Genomic DNA, 22059 nt, shown 5'->3' with positions numbered 1-22059 from the left:
CGGGCCCGCGGCCGTCAGTGCGGGGACCGAGTCAGTCCGCGGTGGGTGCGATGGCCTTGATCAGGCTCGGACGCAGTTGAGCGGCGCTGATGATCGCGTCGGCGGAGCCCACCTGCACGGCCCGTTCGATGCTGTGCACGGCGTCGAACTCGGCGGCGACCTCGGCGAGCTTCTCCGAGCGCACCGAGGCACGCGTCTCCTCGAGCTCGGCCGCCACACCGGCGTGATCGGTGTCCGAGGCGTGCTCCAGACGGGTCTGCAGCTCGTGCACGCGCGGGTCGTTCTCGGTGCGCGTGCGCACCTCCCCGGCGAAGACCACGGCCGCGGCCGGGGCGCCGCCGAGCACCGAGGCGAAGGAGCCCTCGATGGCCAGCACGGTCATGTTCGGGTTCAGGGCCTTGGAGAAGACCACGAACGCGCCGCCGTGGTAGCGCGAGATCACGCAGAAGACGATCGGGCCCTCGAAATTGATGATGGCTCGGCCGATCTCGGCGCCGTACTCCAGCTGCAGCTTGCGCAGGGACTCCGGGGAACCGTCGAAACCGGACAGGTTGGCCAGCACCACCACCGGCCGGTTGCCGCTGGCCGCGTTGATCGCGCGGGCCGCCTTCTTCGACGACTGCGGGAACAGGGTGCCGGCGCTGAAGGTGTCCGGTCCGTCGGTGGGCAGGAAGCCACGCCGGGCCACCGGGGTGGACTCGACACCGATCAGGGTGATCGGATAGCCGCCCAGGTGGGTGTCCTCCACCACGACGGTGTCGGCGTCGGCCATGTCCGCCCAGCGCTCCAGGGCGGGCAGATCCTGGTCGACCACCGCGCGCATCACCGAGCGGATGTCGAACGGCTTCTTGCGATCCGGGTTGGCCTGGGCGGAGAAGATCTCGCCCACGGTGGCGAACTCGCTGCCCTCGAGCTGGTGCGGGAAGCCGGACACATCGCGATCGATCGGGTCGGACGAGGCCGCGCGACGCGGGCCGTCCTCGCCGGGGACCACGTAGGTGTGGTCGTAATGGCTCATCATCACGCCGATGGCCGCGGTCAGGTTCGGCGCCCAGTACTGCGCCTCGCCGTTGGGGCCCATCACGCGGTCGTAGCCGCCGATACCGAAGTTGTCCTCGGCCGAGACGCCGCCGGAGAAGTCCAGGGCCTGCTTACCGGTGAGCACCATGGACGAGTCCGGGGTCATCACCAGGATGCCCTTGGTGTGCATCAGCATGGTGGCCTCGGCGTTCCAGTAGGCCTGGCCGCCGACGTTGATACCGGACACGACGATGTTGATCTCGCCGCCGTCCTGGGTGAACTCCACGATCCGCTTGAGCGCGGCGGCCACCCAGTCCAGGTTCTCGGTGCCCGAATCCATCTTCACGGCGGCACCGGAGGACAGCGCGTACCACTCGACGGGAAGCTTGCGCTCCTCGGCGAGATCCAGAGCCGCGATGTACCGGCGGCACTCCGGCTCGGTGAGCGCGCCCAAGGCCTTGGTCGGGTCGCCCAACATCACCACGCGCTCGACACCCTCCGGGTACTTCTCGGTGGGGGTGGTCACGGTGCCGACGACGACGGCGGCCGTGTTGCGACCCTTGGGCCGGTCCACCGGCACCAGTTCGTCGGCGTCGTTCAGGTCGTACTCGGTGAAGTCGCCGAGCAGATCGGTGAGCTCGTAGGGGTAGACGTTGTTGCGGCGGGCCGCGCGCAGCACCTTCTGCCGGTACTCGTCGACCGGCTCGATGGGGCTGTCGTCGGGGTCGCCGACGGTGACCTGGGTTTCGCCTGCGGCGTCGAAGGTGACCCGGACCGAGACCTTGGCGAGCTCCCCGGTCTCCTGGTCCAGGTGCCGGGCGATCAGCTCGATCTCCTCGAGCCCGGCGCCGTCGGTGGAGGCGGCGGTGCCCAGCGTGTGGGTGACGACGCGGGCCACCTGCTCGCGGCTGACCTCCAGCGGCGGCCAGATGTACATGACGATGCGGTTGGTGTTGAACCGCTTCGACGACGGGCGGCGCGCCTGTGCCCGGCGGATCGAGTCGACGCACGCCTCGAAGGTGCGCTCGGCGGTCGGCAGGGTCAGAATGCTGCCGTCCTGCTCGCTCACCGCGATCAGGTCGCGGACCTGGGCGAAGGCGATCAGGCGGTCGTCGCCCGGGTTGGCCTTGGCCACCGCGCGGTACAGGTAGACCTCTTCGTCGTCGGAGGAACGCAGCCGCGTCACATCGAACTTGCGCAGGCGCTCCATCTGCATGCGCTGGGCGATGTACGGGTGCAGACCGCGGATCAGGCGGTCCTCGGCCATCCCGGTGGCCGACGGCCGGAAGGTGACGTGGTGGTGCATGGCCTCGTCGCCGAGCCCGGCCACGGTCACGGTGACCCGGTGAACCTGATTCGGCAGGAGGCGGGCGCTCACGACGTCGTGCAGGGCCGCGGTCATCTCGTCGAGGCTCTCGGGCTGATCGTCCCAGCGCACATAGACGTCGGCGTCGATCGAGGCGGCGCCGTCGACCAGTTCGGCCAGGCCGCAGATCGCGGTGTCGAGCTTGTCGAAGCTGGTCGCCGCCGACACCAGAAGCGAGCCGCCGCGCTGGGCGAGCACGAAGGTGCAGCCGCCGGCCCGGTGGGTGGCGACCGCGGACAGGCCCTTGTTGCCGTAGTAGCGGCGGGTGAGGACCTCGAGCATCGCGGAGTTGTCGAGCGAGTCGTCGACCAGGCGACGGCTGAGCACGCGCACCAGCGGTTCGGTGCTCTTGACCATCTCGGCGATCCGCTCGGCGCGGTCGGAGGCCTTCGGATGCTGGTCGAGGTAGTTCAGGTCGCTGTCGATGGCGGCGTAGACGCGTTCGCGCTTACGGCGCAGGCGCGGCTGGCCGTACCAGGCGTACAGGACGCCGCGGGCCAGGTCGGCGATGACCGGGAAACGCAGCTGGGTGGCGGCGACGACGTGCTCGAGCACGTGGCCGGTGTGCTCGCGCAGCTCCGCAGGCGGCGGCGGCTCCTTCATCCAGCGACGCAGCAGCGCGGAGATCCCGGGAACCACGTCGTCCAGACGCTGCAGGGCCAGGAAGATCCGGAAGACGGCGTTCTCGAGCTCGTCGGTGCGTTCCAGGTCGGGCACGCCGTAGTGGGCCAGTGCCGCGGCCAGCTTGGCGCGGAACTGCTCGGGTGCCGCGGACAGTTCCACGTCCAGGCTCTGCAGGTAGGTGTGCAGGTGCTCGCGGGCGCTGTGGACGCGATCGTGGACGTCGTCGTCGGAGGGACGGCGGCGGGCCAGCTCGGCGAGGTCGGCGAAGATGCCCAGCAGGTCCAGCTCGGCGGCCAGCGGACGCTCGTCGGCGTCGATCTCCGTCTGGCGCAGGGCCAGGTAGTCGTCGAGGACGCGGGTGCCGGTGCCCGGATCGACGTCGAAGCCGAGCATCAGGGCGCGCAGCATGTCGCGTTCGGTGGCGGCGAGTTCGGCCGGGGACGCGTCGGTGCGCGACTCGGGCAGGTCCAGGCGCGCCTCGGCGCCGGTGTCGGCGGCGGCGTCGGCGCCGTCGGCGATCGGCTCCAGGCGCAGCAGCGGTGCGCCGGTCTCCACCTGGGCGCCGACGGAGACCACGCACTCCTTCAGACGGGCGGGGAACGGCGCGCGCAGCACCGTCTCCATCTTCATGCTCTCCAGCACCAGCACCGGGTCGCCGGCCTGCACCTCGGCGCCGACCTCCAGCGGGGTGGCGATGACCAGTGCGGGCGCGGGGGAGCGGACCACGCCGCCCTCGTCGCGGCTGACCCGGTGGGTCACGCCGTCGACGTCCACCAGGTGCACCGGGCCGTGCGTATCGGTGAGGACGCGGAAGCGCTCACCGTTGACCGTGATGCGGCCGGTGTGCTCGTCGTACCGCTCGATCTGGACCCGGGCGGTCTGCTTCTGGGCGCCGGCCTCGATGATCACGCGGAAGCGCTGGGCGTCGACCCGGGCCACGCTCACCCGGTAGCTCGCACCGCGCAACTTGAAGTCGACGGGACGTCCGCTCTCGTGCATCACCTGCGGGCGGCCGCCGCGGGCGGTCGCGAGCAGGCGGTTGAGCTCGACCCGCTCCTCCTCCTCGTAGGCGTCAATGGCGGCGGCGGCCAAGGCGACCGAGGAGTGCCGGTGGGAGACCAGACGGCCCTGCTCGCGGACGCGGTCGATCCACCCGGTGTCGGCGCTGCCGTCGATCACCTCGGGCTGATCGAGCAGGTCGATGATGAAGCTGCTGTTGGTGGCGCCGCCCTCGATCACCACGCGGGTGCGCGACATGGCGCGGCGCAGACGGGCCAGCGCCTGATCGCGCGTGCTGCCGTAGGCGATGATCTTGGCGATCATCGAGTCGAAGTCGGCGGGGATGGTGTCGCCCTCGCTGACGCCGGTGTCCACGCGGACGCCGGGGCCGCTGGGCAGTTCCAGACGTGCGATGTAGCCCGGCGAGGGCGCGAAGTCCCGGTCCGGGTCCTCGGCGTTCAGGCGCGCCTCGACGGCGTGACCGCGCTCGACGGGACGTTCCCCGTCGAGGCGACCGCCGGAGGCCACGTGCAACTGGGCGCGCACCAGGTCGTAGTCGTTGGTCACCTCGGTGATCGGGTGCTCCACCTGCAGGCGGGTGTTCACCTCGAGGAAGGCGAAGAGCTTCTCGCCCGGGTGGTACAGGAACTCGACCGTCGCGGCGCCGCGGTAGCCGACCTTCACGGCGAGACGTTCGGCGGCGGCCTTGACCTCGTCGACCTGCTCGGGGCCGAGGACCGGCGAGGCGGACTCCTCGATGACCTTCTGGTTGCGGCGCTGCACCGAGCAGTCGCGCACGCCGAGGGCCCACGCGGTGCCCTGACCGTCGGAGATCACCTGGACCTCCACGTGGCGGGCGCCGGTGACCAGACGTTCGAGGAAGACGACGCCGCTGCCGAAGGCGCGTTCGGCTTCGTCACGGGTGCGCTGGTAGGCGTCGACCAGGGCGGAGGCATCGCCCACCATGCGGATGCCGCGACCGCCGCCGCCAGCGGTGGCCTTGAGCATCAGGGGGTAGCCGATGCGTTCGGCGGCCTCGATGGCCTCCTGCTCGGTCTCCACCGGGCCGCGGCTCCACGGTGCCACCGGCACGCCGACCTCCTCGGCGATCAGCTTGGCGCCGATCTTGTCGCCCAGCTGGCGCATGGCCTCCGGCGACGGTCCGATGAAGGTGATGCCCAGCTTCTCGCAGAGCTCGGCGAAGGCCGGATCCTCGGCGACGAAGCCCCAGCCGACCCAGGCGGCGTCCGCCTCGGACTCGGTGAGGGCGCGCTCGAGCACCGCGAGGTCGATGTACGGCCGGGCCGAGGCGGGGCCCAGGTCGTAGGCGAGGTCGGCCTCGCGCACGAACGTGGCACCGGCGTCGACGTCGGTGTGTAGAGCGATGGTCTGGACTGCTTGTCCGGTCTCGGCATTCAGGTCACGGACGGCGTTGATGAGCCGCATCGCGGCCTCTCCACGGTTGACAATCGCAATACGACGGAACATGCGCCCTTCTCTGCTTCGGGGGATGCCAGGGCTGCTGGCGGGATCTCGGCGCGACAGGGCGCGACCGAAAATGATCGGTTCTACTTCGATCGGGTGATTCCACGGTAAGCCGCCGAAGGCCTCGGGGGTAGTACCTACTCTCACGTAACCGCCCGAGAAGCGACCAAGGACACATCTACCGGGCAGTCAACCGACCGGTAGGGGTGTTAGGGGGGTTCGGCGATCAGTTCGCCGGGCCGCAGACCGAGGGCCTGCTCGGCGTAGCGCCGCACGACGGGAACCGATTCGGTGAGTGCGTGGGCGAAGTCGGTGCGGGCCAGACCGCGCAGCGCGGCCTCGCCATCGGGCACGCCCGCCACTCCGACGAGAGCGACCAGCTCACCCGTCGTCGGCTCCGCGACGGCCCAGACGCACCGCACCGCGGCATCGGGCGCGGCATCGGCCGCGGCGTCGTCGACGGGGGCGGCAACCGCCGACGTCCCGGCGACGTAGCCGGCCGGGTCGGGAAGACCCAGGTCGGCCAGTGCCGGGACGTCGGAAAGACGGTCGTCGTGCCGCAGAGCGCGTAGGTACCACGCGCCGGCGTTGATTTCGACGGCGGTCATCGGTGGTCGCTACTGCCGCGTGCGGTGATTACTTGATCTCCAGCAGGACGGTGCCCTGCGTGACGGCGGAGCCGGCTTCCACCGACAGTCCGGTCACCACTCCGGCCTTGTGCGCGTTCACCGGGTTCTCCATCTTCATGGCTTCCAGGATCACGACCAGGTCGCCCTCGGCGACGGTGTCGCCCTCGGCCACGGCCACCTTGACCACGGTGCCCTGCATCGGGGCGGCCACGGCATCGCCGGACACGGCCTTGCCGCCGCCCTTGGTGCGGGTGCGCGCCTTCGGCTTGCGACGCTGCGCGCCGCCGTTGCCGTTGCCGCCGGAGAGGTTCAGGTCGCCCGGCAGGGAGACCTCGACGCGGCGGCCGCCGACCTCGACCACCACGGCCTGGCGCGGCAGGTTCTCGTCTTCGTCGGTGCTGGCGCCGAGACCGCTGTAGGCCTCGATCGTGTTGTCCCAGTCGGTCTCGATCCACTTGGTGTAGACGTCGAACGAGTCACCGTCGCCGACGAAGGCGGGGTTCTCGACGATGTGGCGGTGGAACGGGATCACCGTGGCCAGGCCGTCGACGTGGAACTCGGCCAGCGCGCGCGCCGAACGCTGCAGCGCTTCCTCGCGGGTGGCGCCGGTGACGATCAGCTTGGCCAGCATCGAGTCGAACTGGCCGCCGATCACATCGCCCTGGCGGACGCCGGAGTCCACGCGCACGCCCGGGCCGGACGGCTCGCGGTACACGGCCACCGGGCCGGGAGCGGGCAGGAAGCCGCGACCGGCGTCCTCGCCGTTGATCCGGAACTCGAAGGAGTGTCCGCGCGGTGCCGGGTCCTCGGTGAGCTCGAGCTCACGGCCCTCGGCGATGAGGAACTGCTGACGCACCAGGTCGATGCCCGCGGTCTCCTCGGTGACCGGGTGCTCCACCTGCAGGCGGGTGTTGACCTCGAGGAAGGAGACGGTCTCGCCCTGCACCAGGTACTCCACGGTGCCGGCGCCGTAGTAGCCAGCCTCGCGGCAGATCGCCTTGGCGGACTCGTGGATCATGGTGCGCTGCGCGTCGGTCAGGAACGGCGCGGGGGCCTCCTCGACCAGCTTCTGGAAGCGACGCTGCAGCGAGCAGTCGCGGGTGCCGGCCACGATGACGTTGCCGTGCTGGTCGGCGATCACCTGGGCCTCGACGTGCCGGGCCTTGTCCAGGTACTGCTCGACGAAGCATTCGCCGCGGCCGAACGCGGCGACGGCCTCGCGGGTGGCCGAGTCGAACAGCTCGGGGATCTCTTCGATGGTGTGGGCGACCTTCATGCCGCGACCACCGCCGCCGAAGGCTGCCTTGATGGCGACCGGGACGCCGTGCTTCTCGGCGAAGGCGACCACTTCGTCGGCGCCGGAGACTGGGTCCTTGGTGCCGGCGGCCATCGGGGCGGCGGCGCGCTCGGCGATGTGGCGCGCGGTGACCTTGTCGCCGAGGGCGCGGATCGCGGCGGGCGGCGGGCCGATCCAGGTGAGTCCGGCCTCCTCGACGGCCTGGGCGAAGTCGCCGTTCTCGGACAGGAAGCCGTAGCCGGGGTGGATGGCGTCGGCGCCGGAACGGGCGGCGGCGTCGAGAATCTTGTCGAAGACGAGGTAGGACTCGGCCGAGGTCTGCCCGCCGAGCGCGAAGGCCTCGTCGGCCAGTTCGACGAACAGGGCACCGGCGTCGGGCTCGGCGTAGACGGCCACGCTGGCGATGCCCGCATCTCGTGCCGCACGGATCACACGGACCGCGATCTCACCGCGGTTGGCGATGAGTACCTTCTTGATGGTCTTCTGGGGGATCTCGGTGTTGGGCACTGGCTCTCCTGGCTGGGGCCCGCGGTGGCGGGCTGTTGTCGGGGACAACTGAATTTCTGTTGTGGGAGCTCGTTGTGGCGAACTCGCCGTGGGCACTTCTAGGTGGTCGTCGCAGCGCGATGACACTGCCGGACGACCGGCACGACCTACCTCACTCTAGGCGTCGGCGCCGCACGCCCTCACGCCAACCCGCCGAGTATTCCCGGTCGAGCCGCGTATGGCACGTCTCGATATTTACCCTCCGACGGCGATACTCGCGAGTAGGTCGGCGAAGTCGTCGATAAATCCCTGGAGAACGGCGCCGACGTCCTGCGCCGACTCCGCCGCCGGGAACCGTGCGTGCATGCGCAGTCCGCTCGGCGTGCGGTTGACCCAGAGATAGAACTCGTCGTCGGCGTAGGCGTGCGAGCGCAGCGCCTGGGCGGCGCCCTCGTCGGCCGCGGCGGCCCCCGGAACGGCCCGGGTGTCCATGAACGAGACCACGAACTTGGGCTCGGGATCGAAGCCGAGGATGGTGGCCAGCCGCAACAGCGGCAGGGCGGCGCCCTCCCGGGCGCGGTCGAGGGAGACCATGACGCGTTCGAGCGCCGTCGGGAAGCTGGGATCGTCGGAGATGTCGACGGTGACCGGCGCCAGGGCGACGAACCAGCCGAGCGCGCCGTGGAAGCGGGCGTGGTTGCGGGTGTGCCGCGGCATCAGGGTGGCGAACCGGTCCGCGCCGCTGTGCCGCCGATACACGAGCGCGGTCGCGGCCAGGATGCCGCCGATGAGCGAACCGCCCAGGTCGGTGCAGCGGCGAGTGAAGGCCTCGGCGGTGGCATCGTCGAGCAGTCGGCTGGTGCGCGAGTGCTGGGCCGGCGCCGTGTGCTCGCCGGGGGCCGTCGGCCGCGCCGGCGGCGGGGTGGGCAGCAGCGCGAAGCTGGGCAGGTCGGTGCGCCCGGCCAGGAACTCGTCCCAGACGGCCACCGCGGTGTGCCGATCGTCGGCGGAGTCGGCGGCGACGCGCTCGGCCCCGGAGAAGTCGATGTAGCTGCCGGTCGGCGGCAGTTGCGGTGCGCGGCGCTCGACGGCGGCGGCGTACAGCTCGCGCAGCTCGTACTGGGAGTTGATCAGCGAGTAGCCGTCGACCAGGGAATGATCGGCGGCGAACAGCAGGGTGAAACTGTGCGCGCGGGCGACGGTGGCGAATCGATAGGCCGGCCAGTGCATGGGCGTGGTGGCCCGGTCGAACGAGCCGCCGATCTGCTCCAACAGCAGGTCGGCGTCCCGGTACCACCCGACGCGGGTCATGCGCAGGTGCACCGTGCCGGGATCGGTGGTGTACCGCTCGGTGCGGGGACCGACCAGGGTCACGTGGGTGCGCAGCACCTCGTGACGATTGATCCACGCGAGCACGGCGGTGCGCACCGCCGCCAGCGAGATCTGCTCGTCGAACTCCACGGCCACCCCGAGCCAGGCCTCGCGGCCGCCCTCGCGTTGGGTGCGCACGCGATAGTCGTGGGCCGCCCGCAGGTGCTGCTCGTGATTGTGGGAGGTGCCGCGCGGGTCCCGGTGCCAGCTGCCGAGGCCGCCGGGGACGGCGGGGATCCATTCGGCGAGCGCGCCGGGACGCACCTTGGCATCGAGAAACTGCGTGAATTCCATGGGGCCGCAGGACTTTTCGTGGACGCTAGGACGGCGCGGCGGTCTGCTCGGCGACCTGGCGTTGGATCCGCACCAGCATGCCGGTCATCCCGCGCAGGCGCAGCGGGGAGATCACCGAACCCAGATGCAGGTCGTTGACGACGTCGACCGGCACCGCCGCGATCTCCGCCGCCGACGCGCCGTCGAGACCGGAGTGCAGGATCGAGGCGAAACCGCGCGTGGTCGGCGCCTCGCGCGGTGCGCTGAAGTACAGGCGCACCGCCGAGGGATCGGACGCGTCGACCGACAGGAAGATCGGCGACTGGCATTCCGGCACCGGCTCCATCGACTCGGCGTGCAGGTGCTCGGGCAGCTCCGGCAGATCGTCGGCGAACTCCAACAGCAGAGTGATGCGATCGGGGTGACCGAGGTCGGCGAAATCGTCGACGATCGCGGCGAGGGCGGGAGTGAGAGGCATGGGAACGCTAGCCCTCGAGCACGCCGGGCTCGTCGCCGGTGACGATGGGCGCCCGCACCGCGTTGCCCCACTCGGTCCACGAACCGTCGTAGTTGCGCACGGCGGAGAAGCCCAGCAGGTAGGTCAGCACGAACCAGGTGTGGCTGGAGCGTTCGCCGATGCGGCAGTAGGCGATGGTCGGCGTGGCCGGATCGAAGCCGGCGTAGATCTCGTCGAGCTCGGGGCGGCTGCGGAAACGACCGTCGGGTGCGGCCGCGCGGGCCCAGGGGATGGACACGGCGGTGGGGATGTGGCCGCCGCGCAGTGCGCCCTCTTCGGGGTAGTCCGGCATGTGCGTGCGCTCGCCGGTGTACTCCTGCGGCGAGCGGACGTCGATCAGCGGCTCCGCGCCGATCGCCGAACGCACCTCGTCGGCGAAGGCGCGGATGGTCGCGTCGTCGCGCTCGATCACCGGGTAGTCGCTGCGCGGGTATTCGGGCACCTCGAAGGAGGTCTCGCGCTGCTCGTCCATCCAGGCGGTGCGACCGCCGTCGAGCAGGCGCACGTCCTCGTGACCGAACAGGGTGAACACCCACATCGCGTAGGCCGCCCACCAGTTGTTCTTGTCGCCGTAGACGACGATGGTGTCGGTGCGCTCGATGCCCTTGCTGCGCATCAGTTCGGCGAAGGCCTCGCCGTCGATGTAGTCGCGGGTGACCGGATTGTTCAGGTGCAGGTGCCAGTCGACCTTCTGGGCGGTCGGAATGTGTCCGATGTCGTAGAGCAGCACATCCTCGTCGGACTCGATGATCTTGAGACCGGGGGTGCCCAGGTGCGCGGACAACCACTCGGTGCTGACCAGTCGCTCGGGATGGGCGAAAGCGCCGAACGACGGGTTCGGATCGAATTCCACTGTCACGTGCTACTCCTGCTCGGCGCAGCGAACCGCCGAACGCGGACCGCTTGGAATTTCAAGCATACGGCCGCCGACCGCGACCGGCTCGGTCGCGGTCGGTGTCGGCGCGTGCGCGGGGCCGGGCACGTCGGTCAGGCCCCCGAATCGGTCAAGCCTCCGAATCGGCCGGACCCCCGAATCGGTCAAGCCCACAGCTCGGTGACGTCGATCCCGACCCGCGTGAGCAGTTCCCGTGTCAACGGCAGGCTGATGCCGATCACCGACGACGGATCGCCGTCGATGCCGTCGAGCAGCCAGCCGCCGCGCCCGTCGAGCGTGAATCCGCCCGCCACCTGCAGCGGTTCGCCGGTGGCGACGTAGCGCTCGATGGCCTGGTCGCTGACGTCGGAGAACGCGATCACGGTCGACTTGGACGCGGCGACCTCGGCGATCGCCGCGCCGTCGCGCAGCCGGGTGACGGCGTGGCCGGTGATCAGCAGACCGGTGCGACCGCGCATGCGGCGCCAGCGCTGCACCGCCACCTGCGGGGTGAGCGGCTTGCCGACCAGTTCGTCGTCGATCAGAAGCATGGAGTCGCAGGTCAGCACCACCCCGTCGGCGGCCACCTCGGAGAACTCCGAATCGGCGGAGCCGAGGATCCGGGGCAGCAGCGCGGCCGCCTTGGCGCGGGCCAGCGCCGTGACGATCTCCGCCGGCGGTGTGCCGGCGGCCTGGAGCTCGTCGACCAGTGCGTCCTCGTCGAGGTCGGCCACCAGTACCAGCGGGGCCAGCCCGGCGTCGATCAGGACGCGCCGCCGGGCCGGCGAGGCGGACCCCAACAGGACCCGCGTCATGTCAGTGACCGTGCACGTAGCTGGTCGGCATGCCCCACGTGGGCCGGTGCAGATCGGTGGGTGCGCCCCACCGGTCGTTGGTGCCCGGGCCGCTCGGCGCCGCCGAACCGGCGGCGGCCGACAGCACGACCACCAGCGCGGCGAGATCCTCGTCGCTCGGGTTGCCCTTGACCACCGTCAGGAACGGCTGCGCCGGCGCGCCGGCCTCGTTCGGGCTCTGGCCCGTCTCGTTGCTCACCGGAGTGACTCCTTCGTTCGCTGAACTCGCACTCACAGGGGGATGTTCCCGTGCTTCTTCGGCGGCAGCTGCACGTACTTGCGCTCCAGCAGACGCAGGGCGTTCGCGATCTGACCGCGGGTGTGGCTCGGCGGGATCACCGCGTCCACGTACCCGCGCTCGGCGGCGACGTACGGGTTGACCAGCGTGTCCTCGTACTCCTGCTGGAGTTCCAGGCGCAGCGCGTCGACGTCGGAGCCGTTGGCCTCGGCCTCCTTGAGCTGGCTGCGGTAGACGAAGCCCACCGCGCCCGAGGCGCCCATCACGGCGATCTGCGCCGTGGGCCAGGCCAGGTTCACGTCGGCGCCCATGTGCTTGGAGCCCATCACGTCGTACGCGCCGCCGTAGGCCTTGCGCGTGATGACGGTGACCTTGCCGACGGTGGCCTCGCCGTAGGCGTACAGCAGCTTGGCGCCGCGGCGGATGATGCCGTTGTACTCCTGGTCGGTGCCGGGCAGGAAGCCCGGGACGTCGACCAGCGTGATGATCGGCACGTTGAACGCGTCGCAGGTCCGCACGAAGCGGGCGGCCTTCTCCGAGGCGTCGATGTCCAGGCAGCCGGCGAACTGGGTCGGCTGGTTGGCCACGATGCCGACGCTGCGGCCGTCGACGCGACCGAAGCCGACGATGATGTTCATCGCGCGCTCGGCCTGCACCTCGAGGAACTCGTCGTCGTCGAGCAGACGGCGGATCACCTCGTGCATGTCGTACGGCTGGTTCGGCGAGTCGGGGATCAGGGTGTCGAGTTCGAGGTCTTCCTCGGTGAGGTTGTCCTCGATGGAGCCGACCCGATCGGGTGCCGGCAGGCGCGGGGCCTCGGCGCGGTTGTTGCTCGGCAGGTAGCTGAGCAGGTCCCGCACGTACTCGAGGGCGTCGAGCTCGTCCTCGGCGACGTAGTGCGCCACGCCCGAACGCGTCATGTGGGTGTGGGCGCCGCCCAGATCCTCCATGGTGACGTCCTCGCCGGTGACGGTCTTGATCACGTCGGGGCCGGTCACGAACATCTGGCTGGTCTTATCCACCATCACCGTGAAGTCGGTGAGGGCGGGGGAGTACACGTGGCCGCCGGCGGCGGGGCCCATGATCAGCGAGATCTGCGGGATCACGCCGGAGGCGCGGACGTTGCGGTGGAAGATCTCGCCGTACAGCCCGAGCGAGACGACGCCTTCCTGAATGCGGGCGCCGGCACCCTCGTTGATGCCGATGAGCGGGCGGCCGGTCTTGACCGCGAGGTCCATGACCTTCACGATCTTCTCGCCGTACACCTCGCCGAGGCTGCCGCCGAAGACGGTGACGTCCTGGCTGAAGACGCAGACCTCGCGGCCGTCGACGGTGCCGTAGCCCACCACGACGCCGTCGCCCACCGGGCGCTTGTCGGACAGGCCGAAGTTGGTGCTGCGGTGGCGGGCCAGCGCGTCGAGCTCGACGAAGGAGCCGTCGTCGAGCAGATTCAGGATGCGTTCGCGGGCGGTCAGCTTGCCCTTGGCGTGCACCTTCTCGATGGCGGCCTCGCCGACGGGATGCTCGGCATCGGCGAGCCGGTTGCGGAGATCGGCAAGCTTGCCTGCCGTGGTGTGGATGTCAGGAGCGGCGTCGTCGTCGCGGCGAGCAGTGGTCATGGGACCTCATGCTATCGAGGGTTGGGGCGCGGGTGTGAACCGACACATGTACTGGCCAGTAGGAATGGGCGTCTCGGCCGGGCCATTAGGCTCGTGAGCGTGAGCTCTCCCGTGCTGCCCGATCCCGCTGCCCTCGCCCGTGCCCTGGACGGCACTCGCTGGCGTCAGGTGGAGGTGGTCGCCGCGACCGGCTCCACCAACGCCGACCTCGTCGCGCGCGCCGCAGCGGGCGACGACGTGGACGCGGCCGTGCTCATCGCGGGGCAGCAGACGGCCGGCCGCGGCCGCTACGCCCGGGTGTGGCAGACCCCGCCGGGACAGCTGGCGGTGTCGGCGGCGCTGCGGGTGGACGCGGCCCAGACCCCGGCGGTGGGCTGGCTGTCGCTGCTGACCGGTTTGGCCGTGCGGACCGCGGTCGCCGAGGTCTCCGGCGTCGACGTGGACCTCAAGTGGCCGAACGACGTGCTGGTGCCGGATGCGAGTGCCGACGCGCGGGGCGGCCGGAAGCTGTCGGGCATCCTCTGCGAGTTCGCGCCGACGCCCGGCGACGGCGGGGTCGCAGTGATCGGCACCGGTCTCAACCTGGACCTGACGGCGGCCGAACCGGCCATCGAGACCGCGGCCTGCCTGCGGGAACTGACCGGCACGGCGGTCGATCCGACGACGCTGGCCGCGGCCTACCTGTCGGCGCTGTCGGGGCTGCTGAATCGGTGGCCCGCCGAGCTGCCCGCGTTGGCCGCGGAATACCGACGGGCCTGCGCGACGCTCGGCAAACGGGTGCGCTTGGTGCTGCCCGGGGACGTCGAGGTGATCGGCATCGCCGTCGACGTCGACGACGAGGGCCGCATCGTGGTGGACGGTCCGCAGGGGCCCGTGGCCGCCTCGGCCGGGGATGTGACCCATCTGCGGTTGACCTGATCTGGGCTCGACCGGAATTCGGGTCCGGTCGACGGACTCGCCGTGTCAGTGGCGCTGCTTGCTGCGATTGCCCATCGTCGGGATCAGCGACAGCACGGGAATGCCGATGCACACGTGCATCACGCCGGTCGCCAGGCCGCGCCAGATGTCGCCGTCGGCCGCCAGCGGCACCACGAAGGCGGCGATGATCAGCAGCCCGACGATCCAGCGGTAGAAGCTGTCCGGTGTCGGCGTGACCAGCTGCAGCAGGTACCAGAGTGCGCCGCCCACCAGCGCGGTGAGGAAGCCCGCGAGCGCGAACCAGTACTCGCCGCCGGGGTCGAGCGGATTCCACGCCCCGAACTGGCCCGTGGCGGTGACCGCGCGGGCGATGAGGCCGATGATCCAGGCGATCAGCCAGGCGGCCAGGCCGGTGACCACACCGGTCATGAAGACGCCGCCGGAGAACAGCAGCGGATCCAGGTCCGGGCGACGGCTCGGGCCGCGCGGGCTCGGCGCCGCCGGATAACCCGCGGGACTCTGACCGGGCTGGGTGTGACCGGGCTGGGTGTAACCGGATTGGGTGGGCGGGTTGGTCGGATAGCCGGCCGGGTCGGCGCTGTACGCGCGGGTCGGCGGCGACTGCCGACGAGGGTCACGCGGATCGGAGTAAGTCATCGGTCCCTGCCTGTGGTCTGCGGTGGTGCCGCTCACTGAGGCGGCGCGGACAACTGGGACTCCAGTGTACTGCCGGTACCGGGGTGGCCGCGGACTACGCTGATCGGCATGGCATACCCGCGGGAGAACCTGGCACCCGACGAGGTGGTGGTGGTGCACCGGCATCCGCACTGGAAATCGCTGGTGCCACCGATTCTGCTGTTCTGGCTGATCACCGCGGTCGCCGGGCTGGCGCTGGGACTGCTGTGGAGTTCGCAGGACTCGGAGGCCGCGCGTACCTGGGGCACGGTGGCGATCGTCGCGGTGTGGGCGGTGGGCAGCGTGTGGTGGCTCGTCCGACCGTTGCTCACCTGGCGCTACACCCACTTCGTGGTGACCGATCGCCGGGTGATCTACCGGACAGGCATTCTCACGCGGTCGGGCATCGACATCCCGATCAGCCGCATCAACACCGTCGAATTCGAGCACGGCCTGATCGATCGGCTGTTGCGCACCGGATCGCTGCAGATCCAGTCGGCGTCCGAGGACCCGCTGACCTTCGCCGACATCCCGCGGGTGGAAGCCGTGCACGCACTGCTGTACGAACAGCTCCTCGACGAGCCCGACGACGACCGGGGTCGACGATGACCGGCGGGCGCGCGGTGCTGCTGGCCGAGGACGACCCGTCGATCGCCCAGCCGTTGGCGCGGGCGCTCAACCGGGAGGGCAACGACTGCACCGTGGTGGGCACCGGTCCGGAGGCCCTGGCCGCGGCCGTGTCCGGCGCGTACTCGCTGGTGATCCTCGACCTGGGTCTGCCCGGGATGGACGGGCTGGAGGTGTGCCGCCGGATCCGCAGCGAACGGCCCCAGCTGGCGGTGCTCATGCTGACCGCACGCACCGACGAGGTGGACTTCGTGGTGGGGCTCGACGCCGGGGCCGACGATTACGTCGGGAAGCCGTTCCGGCTCGCCGAACTGCTGGCCCGGGTGCGGGCGCTGCAGCGCCGCAGCGCCGGCGGCGACGACGTGGTCCTCGACAGCGGCGACATCCAGCTCGACGCCCGGGCGCGCCGGGTCGTCGTCGACGGCACCGAACTGACCCTCGCCAACCGGGAGTTCGACCTGCTGCGCTGTCTGATGGAGACCCCCGGGCAGGTGCGCACCCGCGACGAGATCATGACCGAGGTGTGGGGTTCGACGGATCTGAGGTCGTCCAAGACCCTGGACATGCACATCTCCTGGGTGCGCCGGAAGCTCGGCGACGACCAGCCGGGGCGGCGCAAGCACATCGCGACGGTGCGCGGCGTCGGCTTCCGCTTCGATCCCTGACGGTGGGCCCCATGCGGCAACAACTGGTGCGGGCGATGCTCGTGACGATGGCGGCGTTGGCCGTGCTGCTCGGCGTGCCGTTGACCACGCTGACGTGGACCGGTATCTCGCTCAACGCCCACGAAGACCTGGCCGACCGGCTCAAGTCGATCTCGGAGTACGTGCTGACCGAGGAGACCGCGGGCCGGCTGGTCGGGCCGGACAAGTTGGAACTGGACGACTTCCGGCTGCTCGTGCCCGGCAACGGCACGCTCACTCTCGTCGGGCCCTCCGGGGCCGAGGAGATCGGTCGACCGGCGGCGCGCGATCAGGTGTCCGAATCGGTCACGCTGGGGCCGGGCTATCTGCTGACCCTGTCGGTGCCGCGCAGCGACGTGCGCTCCCGTCAATGGCTCGCGGTGGGCGTCCTGGTGGTGGTCATTCTGGTGACCCTCGCGGTGGGGGTGCTGGTCGCGTTCGTCACGGCTCTCCGGTTGACCCGGCCGCTGCGGCAGGTGGCCACCCGGGCGACGGCGATGGCGCGCGGCGATCTGAGTTCGCCGTGGCCGTACTACGGGATCGACGAGCTCGATCGCGTGACGACCGCGCTGTCGGAGGCCAACACCGCGGTGCTGCGCCGGTTGGAGCGCGAGGGGCAGGTGATCGGCGATGCGTCCCACCAGCTGCGCAGCCGGCTCACCGCGATTCACCTGCGTCTGGACGAGCTCACCCTGCACCCGGACCCGCACGTGGTCAACGAGGCGGAGGAGGCGATGGACCTGGTGGAGAACCTGGCCGCCGACCTGGACGAGTTCGTGGCGGCCTCGCGGGCCGACGACGGCGAACGCACCGCGGTGGCGGTTCCGGAGGTGGTGCGCGGGCTCGCCGAGGATCTCGAATCGACGTTCACCGCGGCCGACCGCCGGATCGACGTGCGGATCGACGGTGTCCCGCGGCCGGTGAGCGGTCGGCCCGGGCGCCTGCGCGAAGCGTTGAGCGTGCTGCTGGACAACGCGCTCCGGCACGGCAGTGGGACGGTGACCGTCCGGGTGGAGGATCTGGCCTCCGCGGACGTCGTGCGGATCACGGTCTCCGACGAGGGCGACGGCGTGCCCGACGAACTGGTGGGGGAGATCTTCCGGCGCGGCGTCTCCGGTACGTCCAGCAGTGGGGTGGGGCTGTCGTTGGCGCGGGCACTCACCGAAGCCGACGGCGGGCGCCTGGATCTGGCGTCACGACGCCCGGCGGTCTTCACCATCGTGGTGCCCGCCCGTTCCGAGAACTGCGGGGCCGATTCGGCGCTCAGGCGTGGCCCAGTTCCTCATCGGTGAGTTCCTCCGCCGACGGATCCACGTCGGTGGAACCGCCATGACCGCCCGGCGGCTGCTGATCGGGGAAGGCGAACCGGCGCAGCGCCCAGAACCGGAAGGCCATCTGCAGCAGATTGCCCAGGATGAATGCGAGGATGAAGTCGACCACGGCCAACTCCACGGTCCCGAGGTTCTGGCGCATGTCGAAGACGTTGTTGCCCAGCCACAGGGGTGCCGCCGCGAGGACGACGCCGATACCGCTGATGGCGAAGAACAGCAGCGCCTCGTGGTGTCGGGCCCGGCCGCCGCGGTTCTTGAACGCCCATTCGGCGTTGAGGATGTAGCTCAAGATGGTGGCGATCACACCCGAGATCACCTTGGCGACCACCGGCTTCTCTTCCAGCACGGTGAAGATCAGGCCGTAGTAGATGGCCATGTCCACCACGAAGGTGGTGCCGCCGACGATGGCGAACTTGACGAACTCGCTGTACTTCAGTGCCAGGCGATGCAGGGGGTCGGGCAGCAGGGAGGCAAGCCCGTCGATGGATGGCACAAAGAGTCATTGTACGTACAGAATCGGTCCAGCCAGGAATCGTCGGCCGTGTTTGTGAGCGATTCGGCCTCCGGCTCGACGGGCGGACCCGGGCGCGGCGGGCGGGTCTGGGGAGCCTCGTTGTGCCGACGGGCCCGCGATCGTGCCAGGATTACACCGTGAGTACGCCTTCAGCTTCCCCGCGCGCAGGCCTGCCGACCGTCACCATGATCGGTGGCGGACAGCTCGCCCGCATGACGCATCAGTCCGCGATCGCACTGGGTCAGTGCCTGCGGGTCCTGGCCGGTTCGGCCGGCGACCCCGCGGCGGTGGTGAGCCCCGATGTGGTCCTGGGTTCGCACGACGACCTCGACGACCTGCTGCGGGCCGCCGAGGGGGCGGTGGCGCTGACCTTCGACCACGAGGGGGTGCCGTTGGAGCACCTCCGGGCGCTGGAGGCGCACGGCGTCGCCGTGCGTCCGCCGTCGGCGGCGCTGCAGTACGCGCAGGACAAGCTCCTCATGCGGAACCGGCTGGCCGAGCTGGGCCTGCCGGTGCCGGCGTTCGTCGACCTGGCCGGAGACCGTGCTGCGGCCCGGTCGGCGCTGATCGAGTTCGGTGCCGCGCACGACTGGCAGATCGTGCTCAAGGCGGTCCGCGGCGGCTACGACGGGCGCGGCGTCTGGCTGATCGACTGCGGGCAGGAGCAGGCGCTGGAGGTCTTCGACGCCGCCGCCGACAGTTCGGTGCTGATGGCCGAACAGAAGGTGCCGATGGTACGTGAACTGTCGGCGATGATCGCCCGGTCGCCGCACGGGCAGGGCGCGGCGTGGCCGGTGGTGGAGACCATTCAGCGCAATGGACAGTGCGCCGTCGTCCTGGCTCCGGCGCCCGGCCTCGACGAGGAGACCGCGCAGCGCGCCCAGCAGATGGCGCTGCGGCTGGCCGACGAACTGGGCGTGGTGGGCAACATGGCCATGGAGCTGTTCGAGACGGTCGACGGCGCCCTGGTGGTCAACGAACTCGCGATGCGGCCGCACAACAGTGGTCACTGGACCATGGACGGGGCGGTGACCTCGCAGTTCGAGCAGCATCTGCGCGCGGTGCTGGACTATCCGCTCGGGGCCACCGCGGCCACCGCCGACGTGGTGGTCATGGCGAACATCCTCGGCGCCGAGAATGTGCCGGAGATGTCGATGGACGAGCGCCTGCACCACCTGATGGCCCGGTTGCCCGAGGCCAAGGTGCACCTCTACGGCAAGGCCGAGCGCCCGGACCGCAAGGTGGGCCACCTCAACATCGTGGGCCGTCCCGGTCAGCCCCTCGCCGACGTGCGGGAGCGGGCCGAGCGTGCGGCACACTGGATGAGCCACGGCGTCTGGACCGACGGCTGGGATCCACATCAGGGAGAGAACTGACATGACTGCACCCGCGCCGCGCGTCGGCCTCATCATGGGCAGCGATTCGGACTGGCCGGTGATGAAGCTCGCCGCCGAGGCGCTCGCCGAGTTCGGCGTGCCCTTCGAGGTGGGCGTGATGTCCGCCCATCGCACGCCGCACCGCATGCTCGACTACGCGCGCGGAGCCGCCGAGCGCGGCATTGTGGTGATCATCGCCGGTGCCGGCGGCGCCGCGCACCTGCCGGGCATGGTGGCCGCGGCCACCCCGATCCCGGTGATCGGCGTGCCCGTGCCGCTGAAGTTCCTCGACGGCATGGATTCGCTGCTGTCGATCGTGCAGATGCCCGCCGGGGTGCCGGTGGCCACCGTGTCGATCGGCGGGGCGCGCAACGCGGGCCTGCTGGCGGTCCGCATGCTCGGCATCGCCGAACCGCGGCTGCGCGTGGCGATGGAGCAGTTCCAGGCCGACCTGGAGTCGATCGTCCTGGAGAAGGACGAGAAGCTGCGTCGGTCACTCTTCGAGGACTGACCGGAGCCGCGTTCGGTGAGCACTTCCGCGAGCACTTCCGCGCTGGAGACCGCCTGCCTGCGTATCGCCGAAGAGACCGTCGCGACCATCGCGGCGGTCCTCGACGACCTCGACGACGACACGGTGAACGCCACCCCGCTGCCGCCGACCATGAATTCGGTCTTCGTCCTGGTGACCCACCTCGACGGCGTCGTCGCCGATTGGGGCGGGAACCTCGTTGCCGGTGAACACCTTCCGCGTGATCGCGCGGCCGAGTTCACCGCGCGCGGTTCCGTGGCCCACGCGCGGGCGCTACTGGATCGGATCGCCGAGCGGTTGCCCCGCTACCTGCACCTGGCCCTGACCGACGGCATCGCCGACCGCGGCGCCATCGGTTCCACGCGCGCCGACGCGGCCTCGTCGACACCGGAGTTCGTGGTGGTGCACCTGCTCCGGGAACTCACCCAGCACACCGGACAGATGGAGATCTGCCGGGACCTGGTGCGGTCGGCCCGGACATCTGACGAACTCTTCTAGACGAGCCGGGATGGCGCGTCCGGCGCATCGGCGTCGGGGGTGAGGTCTGCGTCGAGGAGTCGCTGCATCAGGTAGGCCGGGGTGCGGAAGCCATAGCGCTCCCGGGGGCGGGCGTTCACCTCGGCGGCGACGTTGTCCAGAATGCCGGGGCCGTGGAACGAGAGGTCGGTTCCTTCGAGGAAGTACTGGCAGAGGAGTCCACTGGTGTTTTCGCCGGCGGCGCGTTTCCACGGACTGCGGGGGTCAGCGAAGTAGATCGGCAGGCCGGTTGCGTTCGTGATGTCGGCGTGGGCGTCCGTGTCGTTGCCGCTGTTTCCGGGCAACGACCGGCACAACTGTTCTGGCAGGGTCGTGATGGCGCGTCGCATAGCGGTGGCGACTGTCTCGGCGCGATGGTCCTCGGGCAGGTGGAGCAGGAGCAGGAAGCCGGTGCTGCGTTCGGCCAGGGTGCCGATCGCCGATCCGGTGTCGTCGTTGATGAGGAGGTTGCCTTCCCACTGGCCGGGGATGGCCCGGTCACCGGCTTCGGGCGGTCGTTCGCTGATCGAGACCCCGGCACAGGCCGGAGCGGTAGTGGTCGGGGTGGTAGTGGTCGAGGTGGTAGTGGTCGAGGTGCCGTGGCGGGGTGTGCGGCCGATCCGCCCGGTGCGCAGCGCTGTGGTGAGCTCGGCGCGCAAGTTGCCGCGGGCTTGAACGTAGAGGCCGTCGTAGATCGTTGCGTGGGACACCCGCACCTCCGTCGGGAAAATCGTGGGGGCAGGACTCGGAGCTGAACGCCCTGTTTGTGCAGTGAGACAGGTTATCGGAATGCTCCGCACAATGTTGTTAGAACTATTGTGCGGATGTCGCATGAGGTATATCATAGACGTAGTCGAGTTGGGATCAGATCAATGATTCCGAACTCGCGGAACGAACCACGAGGAACATGAGTGGCCGGGTGACCGATCGTCACGCGGCTCGACCGGTTCCTTCGCTATTGGCTTCTCGTGATCTTGAGGAGTGGGCGTCATGGACGCAGTAACTCTCACCGCTTTCGCCGATCTGTTGAGCGATGACCTCACTATCCCAGTCGGTACCGACACTGCTGGACCGGCCAATCTCGGGCAGTTCCTGGCCCGGGCGCGGGCCGTCGACGATGACCGGGAACTCCTGGCGGGTGAGTCCCCTGGAGTGGTGGGGTTTGGTGGCTCGCTGAGGGCGGTGGACACGCCGGAGAGCTTGGTGTCGCCGTTGGGGTGGGCCATCGCGTGATGATC

At 70.2% G+C, this 22059-nt stretch carries 20 protein-coding genes; 8 read left to right on the top strand and 12 right to left on the bottom strand.

The genetic code is table 11. The features are described from left to right. Positions 1-31: 31 nt before the first annotated feature. The 9 genes from ACFFJD_RS12705 to ACFFJD_RS12665 form a co-directional block, all read right to left on the bottom strand. Positions 32-5497, bottom strand: coding sequence for an ATP-binding protein (locus ACFFJD_RS12705; RefSeq protein WP_382364689.1), 5466 nt, complete (start codon positions 5495-5497; stop codon positions 32-34). 206 nt (positions 5498-5703) lie between these two features. Further along, the gene (locus tag ACFFJD_RS12700) at positions 5704-6102 is read right to left on the bottom strand and encodes a hypothetical protein (protein WP_382364687.1); all 399 of its coding nucleotides are present in this window, start codon (positions 6100-6102) and stop codon (positions 5704-5706) included. A gap of 28 nt (positions 6103-6130) precedes the next feature. Then, the gene (locus ACFFJD_RS12695; RefSeq protein ID WP_382364685.1) at positions 6131-7927 is read right to left on the bottom strand and encodes an acetyl/propionyl/methylcrotonyl-CoA carboxylase subunit alpha; all 1797 of its coding nucleotides are present in this window, start codon (positions 7925-7927) and stop codon (positions 6131-6133) included. 234 nt (positions 7928-8161) lie between these two features. Then, positions 8162-9571 carry a condensation domain-containing protein gene (locus ACFFJD_RS12690; protein WP_382364683.1) on the bottom strand — a complete coding sequence of 470 codons (1410 nt, stop codon included), beginning with the start codon at positions 9569-9571 and terminating at the stop codon, positions 8162-8164. Between the two features lie 25 nt (positions 9572-9596). Then, on the bottom strand, positions 9597-10028 hold the full coding sequence (locus ACFFJD_RS12685) for a SufE family protein (protein ID WP_382364681.1): 432 nt from the start codon (positions 10026-10028) through the stop codon (positions 9597-9599). Positions 10029-10035: 7 nt separating this feature from the next. Continuing rightward, positions 10036-10926 carry a sulfurtransferase gene (locus ACFFJD_RS12680; RefSeq protein WP_382364679.1) on the bottom strand — a complete coding sequence of 297 codons (891 nt, stop codon included), beginning with the start codon at positions 10924-10926 and terminating at the stop codon, positions 10036-10038. A 179-nt stretch (positions 10927-11105) separates the two neighbouring features. Further along, the gene (locus ACFFJD_RS12675) at positions 11106-11756 is read right to left on the bottom strand and encodes a Maf family protein (protein ID WP_382364677.1); all 651 of its coding nucleotides are present in this window, start codon (positions 11754-11756) and stop codon (positions 11106-11108) included. A gap of 1 nt (position 11757) precedes the next feature. Next, positions 11758-11994, bottom strand: a complete 237-nt coding sequence (locus ACFFJD_RS12670) for an acyl-CoA carboxylase subunit epsilon (RefSeq protein ID WP_382364675.1) — start codon at positions 11992-11994, stop codon at positions 11758-11760. 32 nt (positions 11995-12026) lie between these two features. Beyond that, entirely contained in the window at positions 12027-13652 is a 1626-nt protein-coding gene (locus ACFFJD_RS12665; protein WP_382364673.1) for an acyl-CoA carboxylase subunit beta, read from the bottom strand. A gap of 99 nt (positions 13653-13751) precedes the next feature. On the opposite strand from ACFFJD_RS12665, the gene ACFFJD_RS12660 reads away from it, so the two are divergent. Continuing rightward, positions 13752-14570 (top strand): biotin--[acetyl-CoA-carboxylase] ligase, encoded by an 819-nt coding sequence (locus ACFFJD_RS12660; protein ID WP_382364671.1) that lies wholly within the window; start codon positions 13752-13754, stop codon positions 14568-14570. Positions 14571-14615: 45 nt separating this feature from the next. Here the strand turns inward: ACFFJD_RS12660 and ACFFJD_RS12655 are convergent, their stop codons facing one another. Next, entirely contained in the window at positions 14616-15227 is a 612-nt protein-coding gene (locus ACFFJD_RS12655) for a DUF6069 family protein (RefSeq protein ID WP_382364669.1), read from the bottom strand. Between the two features lie 108 nt (positions 15228-15335). Between ACFFJD_RS12655 and ACFFJD_RS12650 the strand changes: the two genes are divergently transcribed. The 3 genes from ACFFJD_RS12650 to ACFFJD_RS12640 are packed head-to-tail and all read left to right on the top strand — an operon-like array spanning position 15336 to position 17847. Next, positions 15336-15854 (top strand): PH domain-containing protein, encoded by a 519-nt coding sequence (locus tag ACFFJD_RS12650; RefSeq protein ID WP_382364667.1) that lies wholly within the window; start codon positions 15336-15338, stop codon positions 15852-15854. Beyond that, positions 15851-16537 (top strand): response regulator transcription factor, encoded by a 687-nt coding sequence (locus ACFFJD_RS12645; RefSeq protein ID WP_382364665.1) that lies wholly within the window; start codon positions 15851-15853, stop codon positions 16535-16537. The genes ACFFJD_RS12650 and ACFFJD_RS12645 overlap by 4 nt, the downstream gene beginning before the upstream one ends. Before the next feature lie 11 nt (positions 16538-16548). Then, on the top strand, positions 16549-17847 hold the full coding sequence (locus ACFFJD_RS12640; RefSeq protein ID WP_382364663.1) for a HAMP domain-containing sensor histidine kinase: 1299 nt from the start codon (positions 16549-16551) through the stop codon (positions 17845-17847). Here the strand turns inward: ACFFJD_RS12640 and ACFFJD_RS12635 are convergent. Continuing rightward, positions 17819-18379 carry a GtrA family protein gene (locus ACFFJD_RS12635; protein WP_382364661.1) on the bottom strand — a complete coding sequence of 187 codons (561 nt, stop codon included), beginning with the start codon at positions 18377-18379 and terminating at the stop codon, positions 17819-17821. The genes ACFFJD_RS12640 and ACFFJD_RS12635 overlap by 29 nt on opposite strands. Positions 18380-18537: 158 nt before the next feature. Here ACFFJD_RS12635 and ACFFJD_RS12630 point away from each other — a divergent pair, with 158 nt between their 5' ends. Genes ACFFJD_RS12630 through ACFFJD_RS12620 form a run of 3 tightly spaced genes read left to right on the top strand, consistent with a single transcriptional unit; the run spans position 18538 to position 20803 of the window. Next, positions 18538-19776 carry a 5-(carboxyamino)imidazole ribonucleotide synthase gene (locus ACFFJD_RS12630; protein ID WP_382364659.1) on the top strand — a complete coding sequence of 413 codons (1239 nt, stop codon included), beginning with the start codon at positions 18538-18540 and terminating at the stop codon, positions 19774-19776. A 1-nt stretch (position 19777) separates the two neighbouring features. Then, positions 19778-20287, top strand: a complete 510-nt coding sequence (purE, locus tag ACFFJD_RS12625; RefSeq protein ID WP_382364657.1) for a 5-(carboxyamino)imidazole ribonucleotide mutase — start codon at positions 19778-19780, stop codon at positions 20285-20287. Between the two features lie 15 nt (positions 20288-20302). Further along, entirely contained in the window at positions 20303-20803 is a 501-nt protein-coding gene (locus ACFFJD_RS12620) for a mycothiol transferase (protein ID WP_382364655.1), read from the top strand. Here ACFFJD_RS12620 and ACFFJD_RS12615 read toward each other — a convergent pair. Continuing rightward, complete coding sequence (locus ACFFJD_RS12615) at positions 20800-21531, bottom strand: IS30 family transposase (RefSeq protein WP_382364653.1); 732 nt, start codon at positions 21529-21531, stop codon at positions 20800-20802. The two genes, ACFFJD_RS12620 and ACFFJD_RS12615, sit on opposite strands and share 4 nt — an antisense overlap. Before the next feature lie 280 nt (positions 21532-21811). Here ACFFJD_RS12615 and ACFFJD_RS12610 point away from each other — a divergent pair, with 280 nt between their 5' ends. Continuing rightward, entirely contained in the window at positions 21812-22054 is a 243-nt protein-coding gene (locus tag ACFFJD_RS12610) for a hypothetical protein (RefSeq protein WP_382364651.1), read from the top strand. Positions 22055-22059: the final 5 nt, after the last annotated feature.

This window comes from Gordonia phosphorivorans (assembly GCF_042432625.1).
GTDB classification, from domain to species: Bacteria; Actinomycetota; Actinomycetes; order Mycobacteriales; family Mycobacteriaceae; genus Gordonia; species Gordonia phosphorivorans.
The sequence above is the reverse complement of the archived record's forward strand: the minus strand, read 5'-3'. Positions and strand labels throughout refer to the sequence as shown.

Bases quoted from the DNA above. Each gene is read 5' to 3' on its own strand.
- ACFFJD_RS12645 (WP_382364665.1), top strand. From the start codon at position 15,851: ATGACCGGCGGGCGCGCGGTGCTGCTGGCCGAGGACGACCCGTCGATC.
- ACFFJD_RS12700 (WP_382364687.1), bottom strand. From the start codon at position 6,102: ATGACCGCCGTCGAAATCAACGCCGGCGCGTGGTACCTACGCGCTCTG.
- ACFFJD_RS12610 (WP_382364651.1), top strand. From the start codon at position 21,812: ATGGACGCAGTAACTCTCACCGCTTTCGCCGATCTGTTGAGCGATGAC.
- purE (WP_382364657.1), top strand. From the start codon at position 19,778: ATGACTGCACCCGCGCCGCGCGTCGGCCTCATCATGGGCAGCGATTCG.
- ACFFJD_RS12705 (WP_382364689.1), bottom strand. From the start codon at position 5,497: ATGTTCCGTCGTATTGCGATTGTCAACCGTGGAGAGGCCGCGATGCGG.
- ACFFJD_RS12685 (WP_382364681.1), bottom strand. From the start codon at position 10,028: ATGCCTCTCACTCCCGCCCTCGCCGCGATCGTCGACGATTTCGCCGAC.
- ACFFJD_RS12675 (WP_382364677.1), bottom strand. From the start codon at position 11,756: ATGACGCGGGTCCTGTTGGGGTCCGCCTCGCCGGCCCGGCGGCGCGTC.
- ACFFJD_RS12690 (WP_382364683.1), bottom strand. From the start codon at position 9,571: ATGGAATTCACGCAGTTTCTCGATGCCAAGGTGCGTCCCGGCGCGCTC.
- ACFFJD_RS12655 (WP_382364669.1), bottom strand. From the start codon at position 15,227: ATGACTTACTCCGATCCGCGTGACCCTCGTCGGCAGTCGCCGCCGACC.
- ACFFJD_RS12640 (WP_382364663.1), top strand. From the start codon at position 16,549: ATGCGGCAACAACTGGTGCGGGCGATGCTCGTGACGATGGCGGCGTTG.
- ACFFJD_RS12665 (WP_382364673.1), bottom strand. From the start codon at position 13,652: ATGACCACTGCTCGCCGCGACGACGACGCCGCTCCTGACATCCACACC.
- ACFFJD_RS12650 (WP_382364667.1), top strand. From the start codon at position 15,336: ATGGCATACCCGCGGGAGAACCTGGCACCCGACGAGGTGGTGGTGGTG.